Below are 24,579 nucleotides of genomic sequence, written 5' to 3' on the forward strand. Positions count from 1 at the left end.
AGAGGTTAATTTTATGAGAAAAGGGATCTCGGCATGGCTTATTTTGCTTCTGCTCACCATGATTTTCCCCCTGCAGCTACAGGCAGAAACGACAGTAGAAGGTAGTTTGAGTAAAGAAGAAATCGCATCAATCGAATCGTGGATTGACCAAAAAATGCAGGATGGCAAGATACCGGGAGCCTCCGTTGTCATAGTAAAAGGGGAACAAACCGTCTACAACCGCGGGTTTGGTTATGCGGATTTGGCAGCAAAGAGCCCGGTGACCACACAAACTTTATTCGAGCTTGGGTCCACCACCAAGGCGTTTACGGGTCTGGCGATATTGTCGCTGGAGGAACAAGGATTACTCAATCTGAAAGATCCTGTGCAAAAGTACCTCCCTTGGTTTCAGGTGAAGGATGCAGAAGGACATACGCCAGAAATCACATTGGAGCAACTGCTCCATCATACAAGCGGAATTCCTTTTCATACGATTGGTGAAATTCCAGTGGGCGAAGAGTCTGATGCGCTGGAGCGAACCGTCCGCAAAGTGGTAGGGCAGACATTGGACTTTTCCCCCGGAGAAAGATTTCTTTATGCTTCCATGAACTACGATGTACTAGGTTTGGTCATTGAAAAAGTAACGGGTGAGCCTTTTGAACAGTATGTGAAAGACAACGTGTTGACGCCGGTTGGACTTACTCATTCGTTTTTGTTCCGAAATGAAGCCGAGCGGCATGAGATGGCAAAAGGTTATAAAATCGGTTTCTTGGGGGCGAGAGAATACCAGGCTCCTGTGTATCGCGGCAATACGCCTGCCGGATATATCATTTCCAATAGCGAGGACATGGCAATCTGGCTCAAAAGTCAGCTAGGCTCGATTACAAATAATAATGTGAGCAGCGGGTTGATTAATCGGTCCCATCAGCCGGATCGATCCGTTTTGCCGAATATAGATAGTTCCTCGTATGCAGCGGGTTGGTTCGTCTACCAAAAAGGCAGCGGCGAACTCTCTCATGGCGGAAGCAATCCGAATTACTCTTCCTCAGTAGTAATACGTCCGGGAGAGAAACTCGGAGTAGCGGTATTAACGAATATCAACTCTGCCCATACGCAGGCAATGGGCCAAGGAATCATGGAAATCCTGCGACAAAAGAAACCACCGGAAAATGTTTCCGATCTCTACAGCAGTGTGGATAATGTGTCGGTTGCCATCCTGTGCATTGCGATACCGTTGATCCTGCTTACTGCATGGTTTGCCATTGTTGCGCTTGGCGAAATCGCCCGAAAAAAGAGGATGCGATCCGGGGGATTCGGGAAAAATGCGTATCGATTTGTGCTGTTGCTTCTGTGTCTGGGGCTGTCCGGGTATTGCTTTTATCAAATTCCTTCGGTTTTATTTGACGGGGTCTCATGGGACTTCGTCGATGTTTGGGCACCTTCAAGTTTTGTTATCGCCATTCAAAGCTTATTTGTCGGGATTGTTTTGTTTGCGTTCTATTACTTCATAACGGTGGTCTTTCCAAAATCGCATGATCGTACCTTTTTTCCCATTATCGTCCTTAGTACGGTGAGTGGATTGGGCAATGCCTTGATAATTTTTATCATAAACGAGGCGCTTAACCATACCGACCGGTTTCAGGGCGGATTGCTATCCTTTTTTGTGATGGGAATCGTCATCTATGTTTTTGGACAAAGATTGGTACGGGCAAAACTGATTACGATTACAAATGAGATGGTTTTCCAAAAGAGAACGGAGTTGATTGATAAAATACTGAAATCTCCGTATCAAAATATTGAAACCATTGAAAAAGAACGAATTTATTCCGTGTTGAACAACGATACAGAAACGATCAGCGGTGTGTCCAACATCCTGATTTTCGGGGTCACCAGTTTGGTTACGTTGCTGTGCTGTTTCATCTATTTAGGGATGGTCAATATTTACGGATTGCTGATTTCCATTTTCGTTATTATGGTCGCTGCCGGCCTTTATTTTATGGCAGGAAGGTACGCTAATCGCGTCTGGGAAGAAACCAGGGATATTCAAAACACGTTTTTCAAGTTCATTAATCATATGATTGGCGGTTTCAAGGAGCTTAGCATCCACAAAGGTAAAAAAGGACAATTTCAGGAGGAGCTACAGGAAAGCTGTGACACGTACCGGACTAAACGGATTCAGGGAGATTTGAGCTTCGCCAATGTATTTGTTTTGGGCGAACTTCTGTTTACCTTTGTGATCGGGGTCGTTGCGTTTGTTTTTCCTGTCGTCTTTGATGACATTGCAAACAGTTCCTTAAGAGCGTATATCTTTGTGTTTTTGTATATGACAAGTCCTGTTCACGGCGTTTTGGACGCGATCCCTAATTTTATTCGGGTCAGGATTAGCTGGAACCGATTAAACGAATTGTCGAGGCAGTTGGAAACAGGTGAGACAACACAATCAGAGCGAGTCAAAGAGGCATCGCCTGCAAGCGAGATCATTCACTTAGAGGCCAAAGATGTTGAATATCATTATAAAAACCAAGAGGGAGAACAGTTTACAGTCGGGCCCGTTAATCTGAGCTTCCATTCTGGGCAAGTCACCTTCATTACAGGAGGAAACGGGAGCGGAAAATCGACTCTGGGTAAACTGTTAGTAGGGTTGTACAAACCTGACCAAGGTGAAATTTTAATGAATGGTCAGCAGCTTGAAGAGTTAAGTCAAAATTTTGCGGCCATCTTCAGCGATTTTCATCTCTTTGAAAAGATGTATGGAATCGACGTGAAAATGAAAGAACATGAAATTCAAGAATATTTGCTGAAATTAGGCATGGACCATAAGTTGCAAATCCAACAGGGAGGATTCAGTACCGTCAATTTGTCCACAGGACAAAGAAAAAGATTGGCCTTGCTTATCAGTTGTATGGAGGATCGACCTATCTATTTCTTTGACGAATGGGCTGCCGATCAGGACCCTGAGTTCAGAGAATATTTCTACTATAACCTCATCCCTGAGATGAAACAAAAAGGAAAATGCGTCATTGCCATTACGCATGACGACAGGTATTTCCATGTAGCCGATCAACTTTTAAAAATGGAAGTTGGTCAAGTTACCCACGAACAGTTGAAACAACATGTGTAACAGAACAGAGGATCTCCTAATCTGACAAGGGAGAGGAGAGATAGAAAAAGCCATAGGATTGAATGATTTCGTTAAGCACTCCACTACAAAAAAAGGATGATTGTTGAAGATGAAAACATTCGAATCGATTGGGATTATCGGAGCAGGGATTATGGGATCGGATTTGACCTTGGACCTGGCGAGTCATGGATACCGTGTCATTTTGAAGGACCTGCATCCCGACATTTTGGAAAAAGCAAAACAGAAGATGAGAGAAGATTTTAAGCTTGTAAAGCTGATGAAAAAAGAGATTCCAGTAAAAGACATTGATCAGGTGCTTTCCAATGTTGTGTTTACTACAACTTACGACGATTTTTATACCGTTCCCTTCGTGATTGAAAACATCACGGAAAATTGGGAGGCAAAAAAGCAAGTCTACCTAGAATTGAAAGAACATTGCCCTCAAGACACGATATATGGAGTCAACACAAGCTGCATCTCCATCACCAAGGTTGGCTCACTGCTTCCCAAGCCGGAAAATGTGATCGGGATGCACTTCATGAATCCTGTGCCACTTAAGCAGATGGTAGAGATCATCAAAGGCTACTATACCTCCGAACAAACCATCCAAACGATCAAAAACTTTCTGGAGTCGATCGACAAAAAGCCTGTGCTGGTCAATGATTCCCCGGGTTTTGTGACGAACCGCGTGCTGATGCTGATGATCAATGAATGTATTTGGGCGATTCACGATCAAGTGGCGACGCCTCAGGACCTCGACAAAATATTCCGATTAGGATTTAGCCATAAAATGGGACCGTTAGCGACTGCTGATTTGATCGGATTGGACACTATTTTACACTCGATTGAAGTTTTGTATGAGAGCTTTAACGACCCTAAATATCGTCCATGCCCACTGTTAGTCAAAATGGTAGATGCTGGACTACTCGGAAAGAAAAGCGGAAAAGGGTTCTTTGATTACACGACTGCATTGGCACAATCTACCAAGTAGTTTTAAGCGGATCACATCAAAATTCGAGTAAAGGAACATGCAGATGGATATTAAAAATGGGATTAAATGTGTTGTCTGGGATTTAGACAATACGATTTGGAATGGCGTTTTATCGGAAGGGGACGATGTAGCCTTAAACCCTCGGATCAAAGAAATATTGGAACAACTCGATCAGAGGGGCATTTTGCAGTCGATTGCGAGTAAAAATAATTACGATGACGCGATGCGCAAGCTGAAAGAGTTTGAGATTGACCGCTATTTTCTTTACCCGCAAATTCATTGGGAGCCCAAGTCAAAATCCGTAGGGATTATCCAGCAGTCGATTAATATTGGGATGGATACTCTTTTGTTTATCGATGATCAGCCCTTTGAACTGGATGAAGTGAAAAGCGTGCATGATTCTATCAATTGTGTCCACGTCGACCAATATACGGAGTTGTTGTCCCACCCTTCGCTGACTCCAGCTTTCATTACAGAAGATTCGAAAAAAAGGCGGGAAATGTATCTACAAGACATTCAGCGCAAGCAGGAGGAGGAATCCTTCACAGGGACAAACGAAGAATTTTTAAAAACGTTAGACATGAAGTTTATCATCAGCGAGGCGCAGGAAGATTGCTTGAAACGCGCAGAAGAGCTAACGGTTCGCACCAATCAATTGAACTCGACGGGACGGATTTACAGCTATGATGAACTCAATTATTTCCGAAATTCACACGACCACAAATTATTCGTCTGCGAGCTCACAGATAAATACGGGTCATACGGGAAAATAGGAATCGCATTGGTTGAAATAACCGAAACCCATTGGCATATCAAATTGCTTATTATGTCCTGCAGAGTGATTTCCAGAGGCGTTGGAACCGTATTGCTAACCCATATCATGCAGCAGGCACAGCTAGCCAACAAGAGGCTCCTCGCTGACTTTAAAAATACGGAGAGAAACAAGATGATGTATGTATCCTATCGTTTTTCCAATTTCAAGGAGGTCTCGAAAGAAGAAGACGGCTTTGTCATTTTGGAAAACGATTTGACCCAGATACAAAAGTTTCCCCCTTACATCAATGTTCTCGTTCAGTAATCACAATGAAACCCCCAAAAAAAGGAGCGTTTACTTATGCAACTTCATGAACAAATTCGTGAGTTTATTCTGGCTAATCTGGTCGTATTCGATGATGATGTTGATTTCACGAATGACGACAATATTTTTGAGCTAGGCTTCGTCAATTCATTGTTTGCCATGAAACTCGTCACTTTCATTGAAAGCGAGTTTCGCTTGACCATCGAAAGCGACGAAATGGAAATTTCGAATTTTAATACCATTAACAATATCGTGAACTTTATCCAGTCAAAATCGGTTTATAAATGAGTGAAGAAAATGATTTATACGACGAAAAATACAAGTGCAGATTTTGATTGGACCGAGTACTTTACCAGGTTACACAACGGGGAGATCCCAAGTCTCGATACGCATATCTATTTTCAAAACATCCGTCATTTGTTAAGTGAAAATGCTCACTTATTAGGATTGGTGCTCGGTGACGTGCTGCGAAAGCTTTTAAAAGGCGTTCAGATCAAGACTGATCCAAGAATGCTTGAGCTTGGTGCGGGCACCGGATTTTTGACGCGTCTTTTGCTTACCATGTACCAAGGGAGCGGGGTTTTGGTAGATAATTGCCAAACCTCCTTCGACGCCTATAACAAGATAGCGGATAAACATGCCGATCATATTACTTATGTACTCCAAGATCTGTTTACGTTAGAGCTGGCAGAAACGTTTGATGTTGTTTGCAGTTTTGGCTTGATTGAACATTTTAAAGAGAAGAACGAAATCTTGTCCGTACATAAACAATTTTGTAAAGAAGATGGACATATGATTTTGGTCGTTCCCATGGATAGCTTTTTGACTCGGGCCTATTACGAGGTTCACCCTGAACTCAACTTGGGATACAGAGAGCTATTGACCAAAAAGACTGCACTGGAGCAGCTCAGAGCCAGCGGTTTGGAGCCGATTCGCGCAGAAGTCAGTCAGGGCTATGTCTACGATTTTTTGGCGATTTTATGTAAATGATAGAAGGTTTTCTTTTTCGAAAGGATGCGGAAGTAGACTCAGTCATAATCACATTTTATATGATGGGGATTGAATGAAAATGAAGATAACAAGCCCGCATAGCATTCTTGAAGAAGTAAGACAATTTATAGACGAAGAAATTAGGCCATATGCTGCTGATTTTGAAAAGCAACAAGCACTCCCAAGGGAACTAATCAAAAAAATGGGGAACAAACGATATTTGGCTGCAAGCTTTTCTGAGCAATATGGGGGCTTGCAGCTGCACCCGCTTGAATATGGGAGCATGGTTGAAGAGATTGGCAAAGGCGCTTTGTCTGCTGCAATGCTCCTGACGGTTACAACCGGATTGGTAGGCGAAACACTCATTCGCTGGGGGACCGAGTACCAAAAAGAACAGTACGTTCTTCCTATCGCGAGGGGGGAGAAGATCGGTGCTTTTGCGTTGACTGAGCCGGGCGTGGGAAGCGGTGCGAAGGATGTGCAAACCTCTTACGAAAAAGTAGGAGACAAATATCGGATAACGGGGCGCAAGAAATGGATATCGTTCGGAGAGATTGCCGACTTTTTTATTGTCATAGCGTCGGACTCATCGGGGAATGGCATCAGTGCCTTTATCGTCGACTGTGAACAAGAGGGAGTTCGCGTTCAAAAGATACAGGGGCTGCTCTCTTGTGCAGCTTCACAGCTTGCGGATATTGAATTGACGAACGTAGAAGTGGGCAGCGAGAGGCTGATCGGCAAGGAAAGAATGGGCTTCACGGGTGTTGCCAACTTCGCTCTGGATCAGGGAAGATTTAATGTCGCCTGGATGGGTGTCGGGTTGGCACAGGAGGCGTTGGAAGTAATGGTTACGTACGCGAGAAAAAGAACCCAATCCGGAGAGAAAATCTTTAACTTTCAACTAATCAAAGGCATCATTGGCGACGCCACTACGAACGTTCATGCTGCCCGTTCGCTATGCAAGGAGGCTGCTCGGATGCGTGCGGATAATCACCCGGATGCGATCGTACAAACGACAATGGCGAAATACTTTTCGTCAGTGGTGGCCAACAAGGTTGCCTCCGATGCAGTTCAAGTCCTCGGCGCTAACGGTTGCTGCAACCTCTATCCGGTAGAACGGCTTTTTCGAGAGGCGAAAGTACTGGAGATCATTGAAGGCTCTTCGCAAATTCAGCAGCAAATCATTGCGATGCATGCCGCAAATAGACATTATCAGCCTAAGAGGGTTACGGGACTATGAAAAAATTAGATGCCAACCAAGTCAGCGACATCATTTCTCTTAGTCCGATGCAAGAAGGAATGTTGTTTCATTACTTAAAAGAACCAGACAGCTCGCTATATTTTGAACAAATCAGCTTGCATATTTCCTCAGCTATAAATATTTCTGCTTTTCAACAGGCTTGGCGGCACGTCGTCTCAGTAAATGAGATGCTACGTGCCGTTTTTCGATGGGAAGGGGTAAAAGAGCCTCTTCTCATCATCGTAAAAGAGGTGCAAGACTTTCTGCGAGTCATTGATGTATCGGAACAGAAGCGAGAGGACCGTAACGCATTTGTGGCAAAAATACTGGACGAGGATCGAGAAAACAAGTTTGATCTGAGGGAAGGCGCGTTTCGAATCAGCCTGTACAAATTGGGTGACGAAGACTTTCAACTGATCATGAGTCATCACCATATTCTGTTTGACGGATGGAGTACGGGCATCCTTTTGACTGAATTTATAGAGGCGTACCAACAACTGCTGGATCAGCGTCAGCTGTCCGTTCCCTCGAAAAGGAAAGGTAAAGACTATATCAAATGGATCCAGAAAAAAGACAAAGCTGAGCAAGAAAGCTTCTGGACCACATATCTGCAAGACGTAAATCCGGTCTGGCTTCAGGAGATCATTCCAGCGAATCGCGCTAGCAGTCAGGATGATGAGGGGAAAAAACAGGTCCGTCTGGCACTACCTCAGTCCCTACACGATGAAATCAAGCGTCAAGGAAAGCACTCAATCGGTTGTTATCTGTATGGGGCTTGGGCGTTGCTGCACTATTTTTATACAGACAACAAAGACGTAGTTTTTGGAACGACCATCTCAGGGAGGGAAGAGTCTCTCGAGGGAATCGGTGAGATGGTGGGTTTGTTTATCAATACGTTGCCACTTAGAATTGCGATCGATCCAGATGAATCTCTCCAGGCATTTTTGGAAAAGGTGTTTGCCTCCATGAATGCTCGAAAACACTTTGGTTCTACCCCATTGCGGGATATAAAAAAATACAGTGCGTTGCCTTTTGAAAAAGAGCTATTTGATGCAATTCTTGTCGTTGAAAATTATCCGCTTCAACATCATTCGAATAATCGGAATATTGTTATTGATTCCTTTTCATATAGAGAAGAAACCAATTATCCGCTCACGATCTTTATCACGCTGTGGAATTCGATTCAGTTTGTTGTCGACTATGACAATCGCATCTATAGCGAGACATTCGTAGAGGAACTATGTGCGCGCTATCAGACGATACTTTCTTGGCTTGTAGAACAGCCGCTTGCAAGCATTCGCGCTGTTGACTTTCTCTTTCCCGAAGAAAAACAGAAGCTGCTGTATGAGTGGAATGATACAAAAGTGTGGATGCCATCCGAGAAAAGCATCTCACAGTTATTTGAAGAGCAGGTATGTAAAACACCGGATCGTATTGCACTTATATACCAAGACCAATGCTTCACGTATCGGCAAATCAATGAGCAAGCGAATCAGTTGGCAATTTTATTACGGGATGTGGACATTCACTCCAACCAGTGCGTGGGTCTGTTCATGGACAGGAGGCCAGAACTGTTAATCGCCATGCTCGGAATATTAAAAGCCGGCGGCGCCTATGTGCCAATTGATCCGATGCTGCCACTCGAACGTTGCTCGACGATGCTTGACGACGGGCATGTAAAAGTAGTGATTTCCGAGCAGAAATACGGCGATATACTAGCTGCTCTTCAAGCGAAGTGTCCAGCTTTCCAAACCGTTGTGTGCATGGATCATACAGAGAGCGAAGGGTATTATGGCTTGCAAGACATACAGCAACGCGCGCGGGAAGTGACAATTGCTCCGCCTTCGTCGGATGATCTGGCTTATGTGATTTATACATCCGGATCGACAGGGGTTCCCAAGGGTGTGATGATCACACACGAAAACGTCGTTAATTTCATCTACGGAATGGAAAAAGAGATCGGTTTTGAGCCTGATCATGCCATACTCGCTCTCACTACTTATTCTTTTGATATTTTTGTCCTGGAATCATTGGCGCCGCTATGTCTTGGAATGAAAATCGTATTGGCGAACGATATGGCGTTAAAGGACCCAGATGAAATAATGCGATTGATCGAAGCAAATTCGGTTACGATTCTCCAAGCGACTCCATCTCGGATGAAAATGCTTGTGAATTCATCACGTGCTAACAGCCTGCAGCAATTGAAAAAGATATTGATCGGCGGAGAAGGACTGTCGGAACATTTATATCAATCTTTGCGCAAAATAACTAAGCAGCCGATTTACAATGTCTATGGCCCGACTGAAACGACTGTGTGGTCTACTGTCCACCTGCTTGATGAATCGATTGCCATCGGAAAACCTATTGCCAATACGGGAATCTATCTCTTGTCGAAAGAGAGGACATTGCGCCCGCTCGGGTACCCGGGTGAACTGTGCATCTCAGGAAAAGGAGTAGCGAAGGGATACTTAAACCAGCCTCTACTCACTGAGGAAAAATTTATACCTCATCCATTTCAACCAGGCGAAAAATTATATTGTACGGGTGATTATGCCTATTGGCTGCCAGATGGAACGTTGCAGTTTGTTGGACGAAAAGACGATCAGGTCAAAATCAGGGGACATCGCATAGAAATTGCCGAGGTTGAAAGCACCCTGAAAAAATTTCCATCAGTAAAAGATGCCGTTGTCATAGAGATAAAAGAAAAGAATGATTCGTCTCTGGCTGCGTATATGGTCATCGAAGGCGATTTCAACTGGGCAGATTGTAAAGATTTTCTAAAGGACAAGCTGTCTTATTACGCCATTCCGTCTTTTTACTACCGTATACAAGCAATTCCGTACACCAGCAATTTGAAAGTGGATCGAAAAGCTTTGGTACAACTCCAAAAAAATCCATTGAATGTTTCGGAAAAAACAGTTGAACCAAGGAGCGAGCTGGAAACAAAGATTGCTCATATATGGAAAAAAGTACTGAAAATCGAGCGAGTGGGCATACACGACCGATTCTTTGATGTCGGAGGCGACTCGATCAAAGTCATTTATTTATGTAATGAATTGAAAGCCGAATTCAATACGGAAGTTTCGATACAGACTATTTTCACCTATCCGACGATTTATGATTTTGCAAAATACTTCCATGCGAAAACCAAGGTTCACAGCATGACTACCCATACAAAAGATGAAAAGCCTAAAATCGTCCCGCTTCAAGCCATAGACAATCAAGACACGGATGTTGCCATCATTGGGATGGCTGGCCGATTTCCAGGAGCGGCTGACAAAGAGCAGTTTTGGAGCAACCTGGTGAACGGAACGGAAACAATCAAGTTTTATACGGATGAAGAAATGCAAGCATTCGGCATCGATCGCGAGTTGTTGAACAACCCCCATTTTGTTAAAGCAAAGGGGAAACTGGAGGATATCGATTGTTTTGATGCAGATTTCTTTGGATATACGGTTACAGAGGCCAAGCAAATGGACCCACAAATTCGCTTGCTTCATGAATGTGCTTGGCATGCCTTGGAAGATGCAGGATATGAACCTGAAGCCTACCCAGGCTCCATCGGTTTGTATGTCGGCTCCTCCTACAATATTTACTGGGTACCCGAAAAGTTTTCACCGTCTCTTTATGCCTCCGATCAATATCAAATTTATCATGTTAACAGCAATTCATTTGCAACACTGATTGCGTATCGCATGAATTTGAGGGGTCCAGCTATCACGGTCCAAGCAGCTTGCTCCACTTCGCTGATTGCCGTCGATCGTGCCTACAAAGATTTGCTTTTTGGAGAGTGTGACATAGCAATAGCAGGAGCGGCTACAGTTTCTTTGCTGGACGAGATGGGGTATATCCACCAGGAGGGAATGATTTTATCAAGGGATGGACATTGCAGAGCCTTTGATAAAAAAGCATCAGGCACGGTGACCGGAAATGGCGTGGGACTTGTCGTATTAAAACGATTGAAGGATGCACTTGCAGATGGGGATCATATCTATTCGGTTGTGAAGTCTTCTGCGGTAAATAATGATGGAAACCGTAAAGTGGGGTACTCCGCCCCGAGTGTTGAAGGACAAGCAGCTGTCATCCAGAAAGCAATCCAACGCTCCGGACTCGGGTCTACACAGCTCCATTATATTGAAGCTCATGGGACTGGAACGATTTTGGGTGATCCCGTTGAAATCGAAGGACTCAAAATGGCCTTTGATACGGATAAGAAAAACTATTGCGGAATTGGCTCCGTCAAGACGAATATCGGACATTTGGAAGCAGCGGCAGGGATTGCGGGTTTAATGAAAACATCCTTGTCGCTGAAGAATCGGATGATTCCGCCTACCATCAATTTTGATGAGGTCAATCCGCAAATCGATTTTCAGAATTCTCCTTTTTACCCGCACACGCAACTTCGTGACTTGCGAACAGAAGATTTGTTCCCTCTTCGGGCTGGTGTGAGTTCCTTTGGACAGGGGGGGAGCAACGCCCATGTGATTCTGGAAGAAGCTCCGCCCGTTATAAAGACGCCGACCAAAAGACGATTCCAAATCATAACGTTATCCGCGGAAAACGATACGGCGTTGAAGAAGATAAAAGGGCAGATTCGAGAGAATTTCCAGCGCAACCACAACATTCATTTAGCCGATGCAGCTTACACGTTGAAGGTAGGACGGAAGCGTTTTTCGCACCGCTCTGTATTCCTTTGTTCGGAAGTGAGACAGGCTATTGAAATATTAACGGAGAAGGATTCACGCAAGTCATTGGATTTCGTGGCTTCCGAACAAACGCCTTCTATTGTATTTATGTTTACGGGTCAAGGCGCGGAATACGTGAATATGGCCCTGGATCTTTACCGACACGAGACGATTTTTCGAGAGAAGCTGGATGAATGCTTCACGATTTTGCAAAAAATCTCGGGTGTCCGGTATCAAGACTATCTGTATCCAGAAAAGACTGACAACCAAACAGGAACGGATATTCATAGACAGAGCATTTCCCAGCCTCTTCACTTTGCCGTTGAGTATTCTATGGCTTTGATGCTGATGGAGTGGCATATAACTCCTCTAAGCATGATCGGATACAGCATAGGGGAGTATGTGGCAGCGTGCCTAGCTGGAGTTTTCTCGCTGGAAGAGGCCCTGTTTTTAACCTATCACAGGGGACGTCTGATGGAGGGACTGCCTGAAGGGACTATGCTAACGGTGCCGTTGCCGGAATTGGAATTGCTGGGCATGCTTCCAAATGAACTGTCGATCGCAGCAGTGAACGATGAGTCTTGTGTTGTCTCCGGGAGCAAGGAGGATATTGCCAAATTCGAATCTTCGCTGAAGCAAAACAATATCATAAGCATGCGGCTTGCTATTTCGCATGCCGGTCATTCCAAGATGCTGGATTCCATGATGGCAGACCTAAGTGAATACGTTCGCAGCATTTCGTACCATCCACCTGTTATTCCGTTTTTCTCCAGTTTAACAGGTAATGCAATCACACCTGAGGAAGCTGTCGATCCCGAATATTGGCTTCGTCATTTGCGCGAGCCTGTTCGTTTTGTGGAAGGGATTAAGAAGCTGGCGATGCATGAGCATACCTTATTTATCGAGATAGGGCCGGGACGAAATCTGTGCACGCTTGCGAAGAGGTTCCTGTATCCTGAGCGCAATCAACAGATTCTCGATACGATTCGAGTTGAGCAAATGAAAGTAGCGGATGATGAATTCTTTTTAAAGACAGTTGCGCAATTATGGTTATATGGAATCGACATTGACTGGAAACGGTTTTACGGCGAAGAAAAGCGTAGGAGAGTTTCTCTGCCAGGATACCCGTTTGAAAAAAAGCGTTACTGGATAAACAATTTCCGTTTCGACACAAGCAGCCACGGCAAGCGGGTGAGTGCCAACGAGAAGCCGTTGCTTGGACAAGACCCCGTTTCGATTCAAGCCGTGCACAAGTTTACAACGAAAGAAGGAGCCATCCTTTCTCAGGTAGTATCCGAAATCATCGGAGGACCTCATGTTGGGGAAGATGATGATCTGTTTGAATCAGGATTTGATTCGCTTAAAGTCATTTCACTTGTCTCCAAAATGACAGATACGTTTCAAGTGCATTTGACGATGCAAGAGGTGTTCGAGCATCCTACGATCCGGGAACTGGTGCCGCTAATCATGCAAAAAACGCCGCAGACGGCAGTCGTCATTCCAAAAGCACAGGAAGCGCCACATTACCCGGTATCATCCCAGCAAAAAAGACTGTATGCTCTACAGCAATTTGATGAGAGCAGTACGGCATACAACATCCCGGGTGTGTTCCTCCTGCATGGATTGGTCGATCGGGAACGATTGCAGGCTGCATGCGATGGATTGCTGCAACGGCATGAAGCTCTGCGGACGTGTTTTGAGCTGATCGGACAAGATCTGGTGCAAAAAATCGTACCCGATGCATCTTTTGCCATTGAATATGCGGAGATGTTGGGAGCAAGTGTAGATGAAACGCTAGAAGGCTTTGTTCGTCCGTTTTCGCTGGACCAAGCACCGTTGTTGCGAATTCGCCTGGTCTGCGTAGAAAAAGAACGCCATGTCATGCTGATCGATATGCATCACATCATTTCTGACGGACTGTCGAGTGAACGGCTGGTTAGTGATTTTCTGGCCTATTACGATGGGCAGACCTTGGGGGACCCAAAGATTCAATACAAAGACTTCGCTGCATGGCAGCAAAGCAGGGACACAGCATTTTGGCAAAAGGAAGCAGATTTTTGGTTACAGCAATATAAGGACGGCTACGAAACACTTAATTTGCCGACGGATTACCGCCGGCCGTCTATCAAAAATTTTGCCGGGTCGATTAGTCGGTTTGTTTTGGCGGATGAGAAGGCTGCTGCACTCCGGGAGTTTTGCCGCACGCAACAACTGACGCCGTATATGCTGCTGTTTGGTTGCTTCTCTATCCTGCTGGCCAAATATAGTGGTCAAAATGAAATCATGATCGGAACCCCGGTTGCCGGTCGTTTCGGTGTGGAGACGGAGGAGACTGTCGGGGCTTTTGTTAATACGCTCGCACTGAGAAGCTACCCAGAGGGGGGCAAGCGCGTCGTTGATTACTTGCAAGAGCTGAAAGCTTACTGCCTGCAAGCATTTGAGCATCAAAGCTATCCTTTTGAGGAGCTTGTGCAACAAATCGAGAAGGAACGAGATCTCAGTCGCAATCCTCTGTTTGACACGATGTTTACGTGGGAACAGCGGGATCGCAGCCAATTGATTATCCATGGAGTAGATGTGCAACGTTATGATTTCCACAGCGGCATCGCCAAGTTTGACCTGATGATGCAAACGTGGGAAGAGCAAGAGGAGTTAGGATTTGCCATCGAGTACGCGACCACGCTGTTTACTGCCTCCACAGTTGAGCGCATGGGCAGACATTTCCAGCAGATCGTCGACGAAATTTTGCAGTTCCCTGACCAACAAATCAGGAAGATTCGCTTGATTTCAGCGGAAGAAGAGCACCTGCTTCGAGAAGGGTTCAACCAAACGCAGGTGAATGAGGACTGGAGCCAAAGCGTCATTGCTCTTATCGAGGAACAGGCCAGCGTGCGGGGCCATGAAAGTGCAGTTGTGTGGGAAGGGCAGAGCCTGACATACCGCGAGTTGAACGAACGGGCGAATCAGGTCGCTCGATTCCTGCTCGAACAAGGCTGCGAGAAAAATCAGATTGTGGGCATCATGGCAGAACGCTCCTTTGCCATGATCATTGGACTGCTCGCCATTGAAAAGGCGGGATGTGCTTATCTGCCCATCGATCCCGCTACCCCAGCGGAGCGAATCCAGTATATGGTCGAAGACAGTGGAATCCGCATCGTCTTGAGCCACGCGGGACTTGTTGGCATAGTAAACGCTGCGGGGGCAGTCGTCTATGATTTGGAAGATGCCACGCGATACGCGGGTTATGAGTGTACCAATCCAGGCATACAGGTTCATCCCGAGGATTTGGCCTATGTGCTCTACACATCGGGCTCCACAGGTAATCCGAAAGGCGTCCTTTTGACCCATGGCGGTATGACCAACCGATTGCGCTGGATGGCCGATCAATACGGGATGGATGACAAGGAGGTCGTGCTGCAAAAGACCACCTATACGTTTGATGTTTCTGTGTGGGAGCTGTTTCTCCCGCTCATGATCGGCGGGGTATTATGCTTGGCGAAGCCGGGGGGAGAAAAAGATCCCGATTATCTCTACAACCTCATCTGCGAGCAGGAGGTTACGACGCTGCATTTTGTGCCTTCCATGCTGGCAGGGTTCCTTCATGCGCTGCCGGAAGAAGCTTCCTTTTCCCGATTGAAGCGCTGCATCTGCAGTGGTGAAGAGCTGAGCATCGAAGTAAAGGATCGCTTCTTCCGAAAAATGCCGGGAGTGGAATTGCACAATCTGTACGGCCCTACCGAGGCGTCAATTGACGTCAGCTATTATGAGGTCCAAGAAGAAGACCAGCTCATCCCTATCGGCAAGCCAGTGGCAAATACCCGCTTGTACATCGTCACGGAAGAGGGCGGATTCGCACCGATTGGCGTTCCGGGAGAGCTGTGCATAGCAGGTGTCCAGGTGGCGAAAGGCTATCTCAACCGTCCAGAGCTGACAGCGGAAAAATTCAAGGAGCTGCCGATTCTTCCAGGAGAGCGGCTGTACTTCACGGGAGATTTAGCCCGTTGGCTAGAAGACGGGAACATTGCCTATTTGGGCAGAAAAGATACACAAATCAAGCTGCGGGGTTTCCGGATCGAATTGGGCGAAATTGAATCGGCTATCCAAGCTTATACCGACAAAATCGAAACGGTTGCAGTACTTAGCCAGGGGACGCAGGCTGAGTGCAAGGTCCTGTGCGCGTTTTTTAGCGCCAAGGACAAAATCGATACAGGGAAGCTGAAGACACATTTGCAACGGCATTTGCCGGCGTACATGGTTCCCGTCCATTACCAACAGCTCGATGCACTGCCTTATACCTCCAGCGGAAAGATCGATAGAAAAGCGTTGCCGCATATAACAGTTAGCGACAACATAGAAATGCCATCTCCTGAAATCTTTAGGAGAAAAGAAGGACAGCTTCTGGTTTCTATTTTTAAAGAGACGCTAAACATTGAGAACCTTTCCTCCACAGATCATTTTTTTGAATTGGGAGGCAATTCGTTAGCAGCAATTGTATTAAAATCAAAAATTTCCGCCGCCTTCCAAGTACAGTTGACGATGCAGGAGGTGTTCGAGCATCCTACGATCCGGGAACTGGTGCCGCTCATTCTGCAAAAAACGCCGCAGACGGCAGTCGTGATTCCAAAAGCATCGGAAGCGCCGTACTACCCGGTATCATCCCAACAAAAAAGGCTGTATGCCCTACATCAATTTGATGAGAACAGTATGGCATACAACATCCCCGGTGTGTTCGTACTGGAAGGAAAGCTAGATCGGGAACTAGTGCAGGCTGCGTGCGAATTATTGCTGCAACGGCATGAAGCGCTGCGGACGTATTTTGAGCTGATCGGACAAGATCTAGTGCAAAAAATCGTACCCGATGCATCTTTTGCCATTGAATATGCGGAGATGTTGGGAGCAAGTGTAGATGAAACGCTAGAAGGCTTTGTTCGTCCGTTTTCGCTGGACCAAGCACCATTGCTGCGAATTCGCCTGGTCTGCGTGGAAAAACAGCGCCATGTCATGCTGATTGATATGCATCACATCATTTCTGACGGGCTGTCGATTGAACGGCTGGTGAATGATTTTCTGGCCTATTACGATAGTCAGACCTTGGGGGAACCAAAGGTTCAGTACAAAGATTTCGCTGTATGGCAGCAAAGCAGGGACACGGCATTTTGGCAAAAGGAAGCAGATTTTTGGTTACAGCAATACAGAGACGGCTACGAAACCCTTGATTTGCCGACGGATTACCGCCGGCCGTCTATCAAAAATTTTGCCGGGTCGATTAGTCGGTTTGTTTTGGCGGATGAGAAGGCTGCTGCACTCCGGGAGTTTTGCCGCACGCAGCAACTGACGCCGTTTATGCTGCTGTTTGGCTGCTTCTCCATCCTGCTGACCAAATATAGTGGTCAAAAAGAAATCATGATCGGAACCCCAGTTGCCGGTCGTTTCGGTGTGGAGACCGAGGAGACTGTCGGGGCTTTCGTTAATACACTCGCACTGAGGAGCTACCCGGAAGGCGACAAGCGCGTAGATGATTACCTGCAAGAGCTGAAAGCGTACTGCCTGCAAGCGTTTGAGCATCAAAGCTATCCTTTTGAGGAGCTTGTGCAACAAATCGAGAAGGAACGAGATCTCAGTCGCAATCCTCTGTTTGACACGATGTTTACGTGGGAACAACGGGATCGCAGCCAATTGATCATCCGTGGTCTGGATGTCCAACGTTATGACTTCCACAGCGGCATCGCCAAGTTTGACCTGATGATGCAAACGTGGGAAGAGCAAGGGAAGATAGGATTTGCCATCGAGTACGCGACTGCGCTGTTTACAGCATCTACGGTTGAGCGCATGGGCAGACATTTCCAGCAGATCGTCGACGAAATTTTGCAGTCCCCTGACCAACAAATCAGGGAGATTGGTTTGATTTCTATGGAAGAAGAGCACCTGCTTCGAGAAGGGTTCAACCAAACGCAGGTGAATGAGGACTGGAGCCAAAGCGTCACTGCTCTTATCGAGGAACAGGCCAGTGTACGGGGCCATGAAAGTGCAGTTGTGTGGGAAGGGCAGAGCCTGACATACCGCGAGTTAAACGAACGGGCGAATCAGGTCGCTCGATTCTTGCTCGAACAAGGTTGCGAGAAAAATCAGATTGTGGGCATCATGGCAGAACGCTCCTTTGTCATGATTATTGGACTGCTCGCCATTGAAAAGGCGGGATGTGCTTATCTGCCCATCGATCCCATTACTCCAGGAGAGCGAATTCAGTACTTGCTCGAAGACAGTGGAATCCGCATCGTCCTGAGCCATACAGAGTTGATTGACAAAGTCCGTGCTATGGGAACTACAGAGATAGCCGTCTATGATTTGGAAGATGCCGCGCGATACGCCAGTTATGAGTGTACCAATCCAGGCATACAGCTTCATCCCGATGATTTGGCCTATGTGCTCTACACATCGGGCTCCACAGGTAATCCGAAAGGGGTCCTTTTGACCCATGGCGGTATGACCAACCGATTGCGCTGGATGGCCGATCAATACGGGATGGACGACAAGGAGGTCGTGCTGCAAAAGACCACCTATACGTTTGATGTTTCCGTGTGGGAGCTGTTTCTCCCGCTCATGATCGGCGGGGTATTATGCTTGGCGAAGCCGGGGGGAGAAAAAGATCCCGATTATCTCTACAACCTCATCTGCGAGCAGGAGGTTACGACGCTGCATTTCGTGCCTTCCATGCTGGCAGGGTTCCTTCATGCGCTGCCGGAAGCAGCTTCTTTTTCCCGATTGAAGCGCTGCATCTGCAGTGGTGAAGAGCTGAGCATCGAAGTAAAGGATCGCTTCTTCCGAAAAATGCCGGGAGTGGAATTGCACAATCTGTACGGCCCTACCGAGGCGTCCATTGACGTCAGCTATTATGAGGTCCAAGAAGAAGACCAGCTCATCCCTATCGGCAAGCCAGTGGCAAATACTCGCTTGTATATCGTCACGGAAGAGGGCGGATTCGCACCGATTGGCGTTCCGGGAGAGCTGTGCATAGCAGGTGTCCAGGTGGCGAAAGGCTATCTCAACCGTCCAGAGCTGACAGCGGAAAAATTCAAGGAGCTGCCGATTCTTCCAGGAGAGCGGCTGTACTTCACGGGAGATTTAGCCCGTTGGCTAGAAGACGGGAAAATTGCCTATTTGGGCAGAAAAGATACACAAATCAAGCTGCGGGGTTTCCGGATCGAATTGGGCGAAATTGAATCGGCTATCCAAGCTTATACCGACCAAATCGAAACGGTTGCAGTACTCAGCCAGGGGACGCAGGCTGAGAGCAAGGTCCTTTGCGCGTTTTTTAGCGCCAAGGACAAGATTGATACAGGGAAGCTGAAAACACATTTGCAACGGCATTTGCCGGTGTACATGGTTCCCGTCCATTACCAGCAGCTCGATGCGCTCCCTTATACCTCCAGCGGAAAAATTGACAGAAAATCGCTTTCACGTATCCAGGTGGGCTTGGAAAAAGAGAAAGTGGTTCTGCCCAAAACCGAGATGGAAAAGCAATTGTCACTGCTCTGGAAAGAAGTACTGCAAATCGAAAAGGTCAGCATACGTGATGACTTCTTCCAGATTGGAGGCAATTCCCTCAGTGTCATCCATTTGCATAAGCTGCTGATGGAAAAGATTGATCGAGACATTTCGATAGCCAATCTGTACAGATATCGAACCATCGAATCTTTCCTTACTTATATAAGTCAGAAAACAGATGCAGACAGTCTGCAATCGATTCCAGAGCCAAGACGTAGAGAGTTGTTGCTTCAGGGCAATGCCAAAAGATCACAACGATTATCAAAAAGAAAAGGGATAAATAGTGATGAGTAAACAACTAAACGGACTCGAGATTGCCATTATTGGCATGGCGGGAAGATTCCCGGGAGCGCAGGACATCGAAGGCTTTTGGAGCAATCTGGTAAATGGTAAAGAAACGATCACGTTTTTTTCCCAGGAGGAACTGGCAGATAGTGAAATGGACCCGGAAATGCTTTCTCGTCCAGACTATGTTCGGGCAAAAGGCTACCTGGAGAACTGTGAACGTTTTGACGCTTCCTTTTTTAACTATTCTCCTCTTGAAGCTGAGGTAATGGACCCACAAGTTCGTATTTTTCATGAATGTGTCTGGGAAGCACTTGAGGATGCAGGGTATTGTGCTGACACTTACTCGGGCTTGATCGGGATGTATGCGGGAGCTGCCAGTAATCTTTATTGGCAGTCCCTTTCTTTTTTATCCGACAGCTCCAAGTTGCTCGGACCATTTTCGGCTAACCAGTTAGCGAACAAAGATTTTATGTCCATGCAAATCTCGCATCGGCTGAATCTAAAAGGACCGAGTATTACCGTCAATACAGCCTGCTCCACATCGCTGGTGGCTGTCCATCTTGCCGCACAGGCATTGTTAAATGGTGAATGCGATATTGCCTTGGCAGGAGGTGTCAGCGTCTCTTTGCCATTGAAGTCGGGTTATCAGTATCAGGAGGGCATGATCTTGTCTCCGGATGGACATTGCAGGCCGTTTGACGAGGATGGCCAAGGATCAGTACCAGGCGATGGGGCGGGAGTCGTCGTTTTGAAACGATATGAGGAAGCAGTTGCCGATGGAGATCATATCTATGCGGTGATAAAGGGCTCCGCGATTAATAACGATGGAACCCGAAAAAGCGCCTATACTGCTCCGAGTGTCGAAGGGCAAGTTGAGGTGATCCAAACGGCGCAGCAACTGGCTGAGGTTGATTTTGAGAGCATTCAGTTTGTAGAGACACACGGCACAGGTACCATACTGGGGGACCCGATTGAACTGGAAGCGTTACGTACGGCCTTTGGCAGCGGTGAAGGGGTATGCAGGATCGGTTCGGTAAAATCTAATATCGGCCATCTGGATGTTGCTGCAGGGGTAGCGGGCCTTATCAAAGCAACGCTAAGTTTGCAGCATAAATTGTTGCCTCCTACCCTGCACTTCAAAAAGCTGAATCCAAAAATCGATTTGTCCGATTCTCCCTTTGTGATTAATTCCAAGCTGATCGATTTATCCACGGTCAGCGACACAGTGCGGGCAGGAGTGAGCTCGTTCGGGATAGGGGGCACCAATGCGCATGTCATTCTGGAAGAAGCACCCGCTTTAGTAAAGTCGTCAAAGGGCAGAGGATCTCAGCTCATCCTGATTTCAGCTAAAAGCGAAAGTGCTTTGGATCAGTCCAGCAAAAATCTGGCCGACTATATCCGCAAAAACCCCGATGTTTCATTGGCTGATTTGGCGTTTACCCTTCAGATTGGAAGAAAAGCCTTCGAGCACAGACGCTTTATCGTTGCCAACCATACCGATGAATTGGTTGACATTTTACAAACGATTGGAGACGAAAAAGGGAAGCGTTCACGGAAAATTTTTACCAGTGCTATCGATCAGACAGATAAGAAAATCGTCTTCATGTTTCCAGGGTTGGGCAATCAATATGTAGAGATGGGACTCGGATTATATCGTTTCGAGCCTATATTTAAGAAAGAGCTGGATCACTGCTTTGAAATTTTGGACCGTTACCTGGATGTGTCCATAAAAGAATGGATGTTTCCGCAAACAGATTGGGAACAAGCCAGCCAAAAAATCAAGCAGATCGATATCAGCCAACTGGTTGTCTTTATTTTTGAATACGCGCTTGGAAAGTATCTGATGGAGCTTGGCGTCAAACCTGCTTATATGATCGGCTACAGCTTTGGGGAATTTGCCGCCGCCTGCTTGGCAGGTGTTTTTTCACTGGAAGACGCCATTCGCGTGATTATTAGAAGAGGGCAGCTCATAAAGCTGACGGAAGAGGGAGCCATGCTCAGTGTCCCGATGACAGAAGCAGAGTTGGTGCCATTGCTTCCCGCGAATCTCTCCTTATGTATCGTCAATGGACCTTCGTGCGTAGTGGGGGGAACCAAGGAAACAGTAGAGCAGTTTGAGGAACAGCTAAAAGCGTTGCGGCAAATATGTATTCGGTTGGACACTTCCCATGCGCTTCACTCCGATTTAATGAAGCCGATCAAGCAAGCATTCGCAGAGGAGATGAAGCAGATTTCGTTACATCCGCCACTCATCTCTTTTATTTCCAACATGACCGGTGACTGGATTACTGCCGAGGAGGCAACAGACCCGGACTACTGGGCGAGACAACTGACTGATCCAATCCGATTTGCTCGCGGCTTGCAAGAAATTTTGCAAGAAGACGCGCTAACCTTTATTGAAGTGGGACCTGACCGGAACCTAAGTGCGCTTCTGCGTTATTTTATTCAACGTGATTCGTCACATACGATTCTTAATATAATTCGAAACCCACAGGAAAAAGTAGACGATTTGTATTACCTGTACACCCGTTTGGGTCAGATTTGGGGAGCAGGTCATGCCATTGATTGGATGAAGCTGTACCAATATGAGAAGCGAAATAGATTATCTTTGCCAACCTATCCATTTGAGCGCGACTATCATTGGTTGGATGGTAATCCGTTTCACATGTTGAACGACAAGCAAATCGCCAGAAAATTGATAATGCAAAAAAAGCCGCACATCGAGGATTGGTTTTATGCCCCTCTTTGGCAGCAGAAGGTATTGCCTCCCAATGCCAAGCTGGCTGATCAGCAGACTTTTCTTGTGTTTGCCAATCGGGATTCGTTAAGCAATGAGGTCATTTTGGAGCTGTCATCTACCGGTCAAATCCCAATCGTCATCTATGAGGGTGTTGAATTTGCAATCGACGAACGTGCTTATACGGTGAATCCGACTTCCTCTTCGGATTACGAAAAACTATTTGTCAGCCTGACAGAGAACAACATTCAAATCGATCATGTACTCCATTTGTGGAGTGCAGGGCATAAATCAAGCGCACCTTTGGATGTTTTAGCTTTTCACAAGACGCAGCAAACTGGTTTTTATAGCATCATGTATATCGTTCGTTGCATACAGCGTTATGACAGGCACAGACTCATCCGAATAGCTGTTGTGACGAATGAAGCGATGGCCGTCACCGGGCAGGAAACGTTGTTCCCGGAGCATTCTCCGCTCATTGGGTTGGGCCATGTCATTCCACAAGAATTGCAAAACATTCGTCATTTGACTGTCGATATTCAGTCCGCTGCGCTTGAAGCTGCGGAAGATGCAAAGCGGATGGCACAAATGGTGGTGGAAGAGTTTGCACACGAGGTTTCGGACAGATTGATTGCTTATCGCCATTTCCAGAGATGGGTTCCCAGCTATCAACCGATCAAGCTGACAGAAGCGAAGACTGATCCTTTTCGAAAAAACGGCGTGTATGTCATTACTGGCGGAGCAGGCATGATCGGTTGGATCATAGGCAGTTATCTGGCCAAACAGTATCAGGCTACGATTGCAATTATCCAAAGGTCGTTCCCATTGAAACAGGAGTGGACAGAGTGGCTGAAGAACCATCCGGAAGATGACCCGCGGAGCATGAGAATTCGCGAAATGATGGAAGCAGAGCAACTGGGAGCCACCATAGAAGTTTATAGAGGGCAGGTCGATGACTACCCGCAGATGTCCCATATTATTACTGAGATCGAAGCAACTCATGGAAGTATTCATGGCGTCTTCCATTGTGCAGCAAACATGGGGGATCAATTTTTGAATCCGATCGATCAGTTAAATGCGGACCTCTGCCAAACCATTTTTCAGCCCAAAATAGACGGATTGCTTGTACTCGACCAAGTCTTGGAACAAAAATCACTTGATTTCTGTCTACTCATGTCTTCGACGGCAGCTGTGTTGGGCGGATATGGCTTTGCCGCGTACTCGGCAGCGAATGTCTTCATGGATTCCTATACGAATAAGAGAAATAAGCAACGCAGTGTGAAATGGAAAACCATTGATTGGGAGGCTTGGCGGAATCACGAAAAGGTCGAGATAGGGTATCAGTCATCGATCGGTGATCTGGCCATGACCCCGGAAGAGGGGATCGAAGCGCTTCGTCGGGTCCTGTCAGTCGATCGCTATCACCATCTTGTCCACTCTCCCGGTGATTTGGAAATGCGGCTGGATCAATGGATTCGGTTTCAGGGGAGTCCTGAAGGAAATGCTGTATCGGTCAAAAGCGCACGTAAAAAACGGAAAAATACTTCTTCCATGGTTGATTATGAAAAGCCGTCCAATCAACTCGAGCAAAGAATAGCGGAAATTTGGGAGGAGTTTTTGGGAATCCAGGAGCTCAGCACCCATGATAATTTTTTTGATTTGGGAGCCACCTCCTTAACTCTGATACGCATGAAATCTATATTGGACGAAGAATTCAATAGACAAATCCCGATTGTCGATCTTTTTGCCAATCCTACTATTTCTAGTTTGGCGAAAAGAATCCAGCAAGACGAAAACGATGCAAATGATGAATTCGAGGAAAAAAGGTTGAAAGAACGGGAAGTCGTTGGAAGAGACCTTTTAACCAAACAATTACATTTGAGGAAGAAGGAGTGAGGTGATCCATGGATAATTAAATGGCAAGA

Annotated in this window: 8 protein-coding genes; all 8 read left to right on the top strand. The window is 46.4% G+C overall.

All coding sequences use genetic code 11. From position 1 onward, the window contains the following. The first annotated feature begins 13 nt into the window (after positions 1-13). The 8 genes from C7R91_RS04275 (at position 14) to C7R91_RS04310 (ending at position 24,550) form a co-directional block, all read left to right on the top strand. Positions 14-3,100 (top strand): cyclic peptide export ABC transporter, encoded by a 3,087-nt coding sequence (locus tag C7R91_RS04275; protein WP_047069451.1) that lies wholly within the window; start codon positions 14-16, stop codon positions 3,098-3,100. Between the two features lie 109 nt (positions 3,101-3,209). Further along, complete coding sequence (locus C7R91_RS04280) at positions 3,210-4,091, top strand: 3-hydroxyacyl-CoA dehydrogenase family protein (protein WP_047069452.1); 882 nt, start codon at positions 3,210-3,212, stop codon at positions 4,089-4,091. Positions 4,092-4,140: 49 nt separating this feature from the next. Continuing rightward, the gene (locus tag C7R91_RS04285; protein ID WP_174769394.1) at positions 4,141-5,169 is read left to right on the top strand and encodes an HAD-IIIC family phosphatase; all 1,029 of its coding nucleotides are present in this window, start codon (positions 4,141-4,143) and stop codon (positions 5,167-5,169) included. A gap of 36 nt (positions 5,170-5,205) precedes the next feature. Continuing rightward, a complete protein-coding gene (locus C7R91_RS04290; protein WP_047069454.1) occupies positions 5,206-5,457 on the top strand; it encodes a phosphopantetheine-binding protein in 252 nt (83 codons plus the stop codon). Between the two features lie 9 nt (positions 5,458-5,466). Further along, on the top strand, positions 5,467-6,159 hold the full coding sequence (locus tag C7R91_RS04295) for an SAM-dependent methyltransferase (protein ID WP_047069455.1): 693 nt from the start codon (positions 5,467-5,469) through the stop codon (positions 6,157-6,159). A gap of 79 nt (positions 6,160-6,238) precedes the next feature. Continuing rightward, positions 6,239-7,399 carry an acyl-CoA dehydrogenase family protein gene (locus C7R91_RS04300; RefSeq protein ID WP_047069532.1) on the top strand — a complete coding sequence of 387 codons (1,161 nt, stop codon included), beginning with the start codon at positions 6,239-6,241 and terminating at the stop codon, positions 7,397-7,399. Continuing rightward, on the top strand, positions 7,396-19,923 hold the full coding sequence (locus C7R91_RS04305; protein WP_106786169.1) for a hybrid non-ribosomal peptide synthetase/type I polyketide synthase: 12,528 nt from the start codon (positions 7,396-7,398) through the stop codon (positions 19,921-19,923). The genes C7R91_RS04300 and C7R91_RS04305 overlap by 4 nt, the downstream gene beginning before the upstream one ends. After that, positions 19,916-24,550: a type I polyketide synthase gene (locus tag C7R91_RS04310; RefSeq protein ID WP_047067160.1), complete on the top strand. Its 4,635-nt coding sequence runs from the start codon at positions 19,916-19,918 to the stop codon at positions 24,548-24,550. Before C7R91_RS04305 ends, C7R91_RS04310 begins: the two co-directional genes overlap by 8 nt. Positions 24,551-24,579: the final 29 nt, after the last annotated feature.

It is taken from the genome of Brevibacillus formosus, assembly GCF_003013405.1.
Lineage (GTDB): Bacteria > Bacillota > Bacilli > Brevibacillales > Brevibacillaceae > Brevibacillus > Brevibacillus formosus.

Coding starts and splice junctions, on each gene's coding strand:
- C7R91_RS04305 (WP_106786169.1), top strand. CDS start 7,396: ATGAAAAAATTAGATGCCAACCAAGTCAGCGACATCATTTCTCTTAGT.
- C7R91_RS04310 (WP_047067160.1), top strand. CDS start 19,916: ATGAGTAAACAACTAAACGGACTCGAGATTGCCATTATTGGCATGGCG.
- C7R91_RS04300 (WP_047069532.1), top strand. CDS start 6,239: ATGAAGATAACAAGCCCGCATAGCATTCTTGAAGAAGTAAGACAATTT.
- C7R91_RS04275 (WP_047069451.1), top strand. CDS start 14: ATGAGAAAAGGGATCTCGGCATGGCTTATTTTGCTTCTGCTCACCATG.
- C7R91_RS04280 (WP_047069452.1), top strand. CDS start 3,210: ATGAAAACATTCGAATCGATTGGGATTATCGGAGCAGGGATTATGGGA.
- C7R91_RS04295 (WP_047069455.1), top strand. CDS start 5,467: ATGATTTATACGACGAAAAATACAAGTGCAGATTTTGATTGGACCGAG.
- C7R91_RS04290 (WP_047069454.1), top strand. CDS start 5,206: ATGCAACTTCATGAACAAATTCGTGAGTTTATTCTGGCTAATCTGGTC.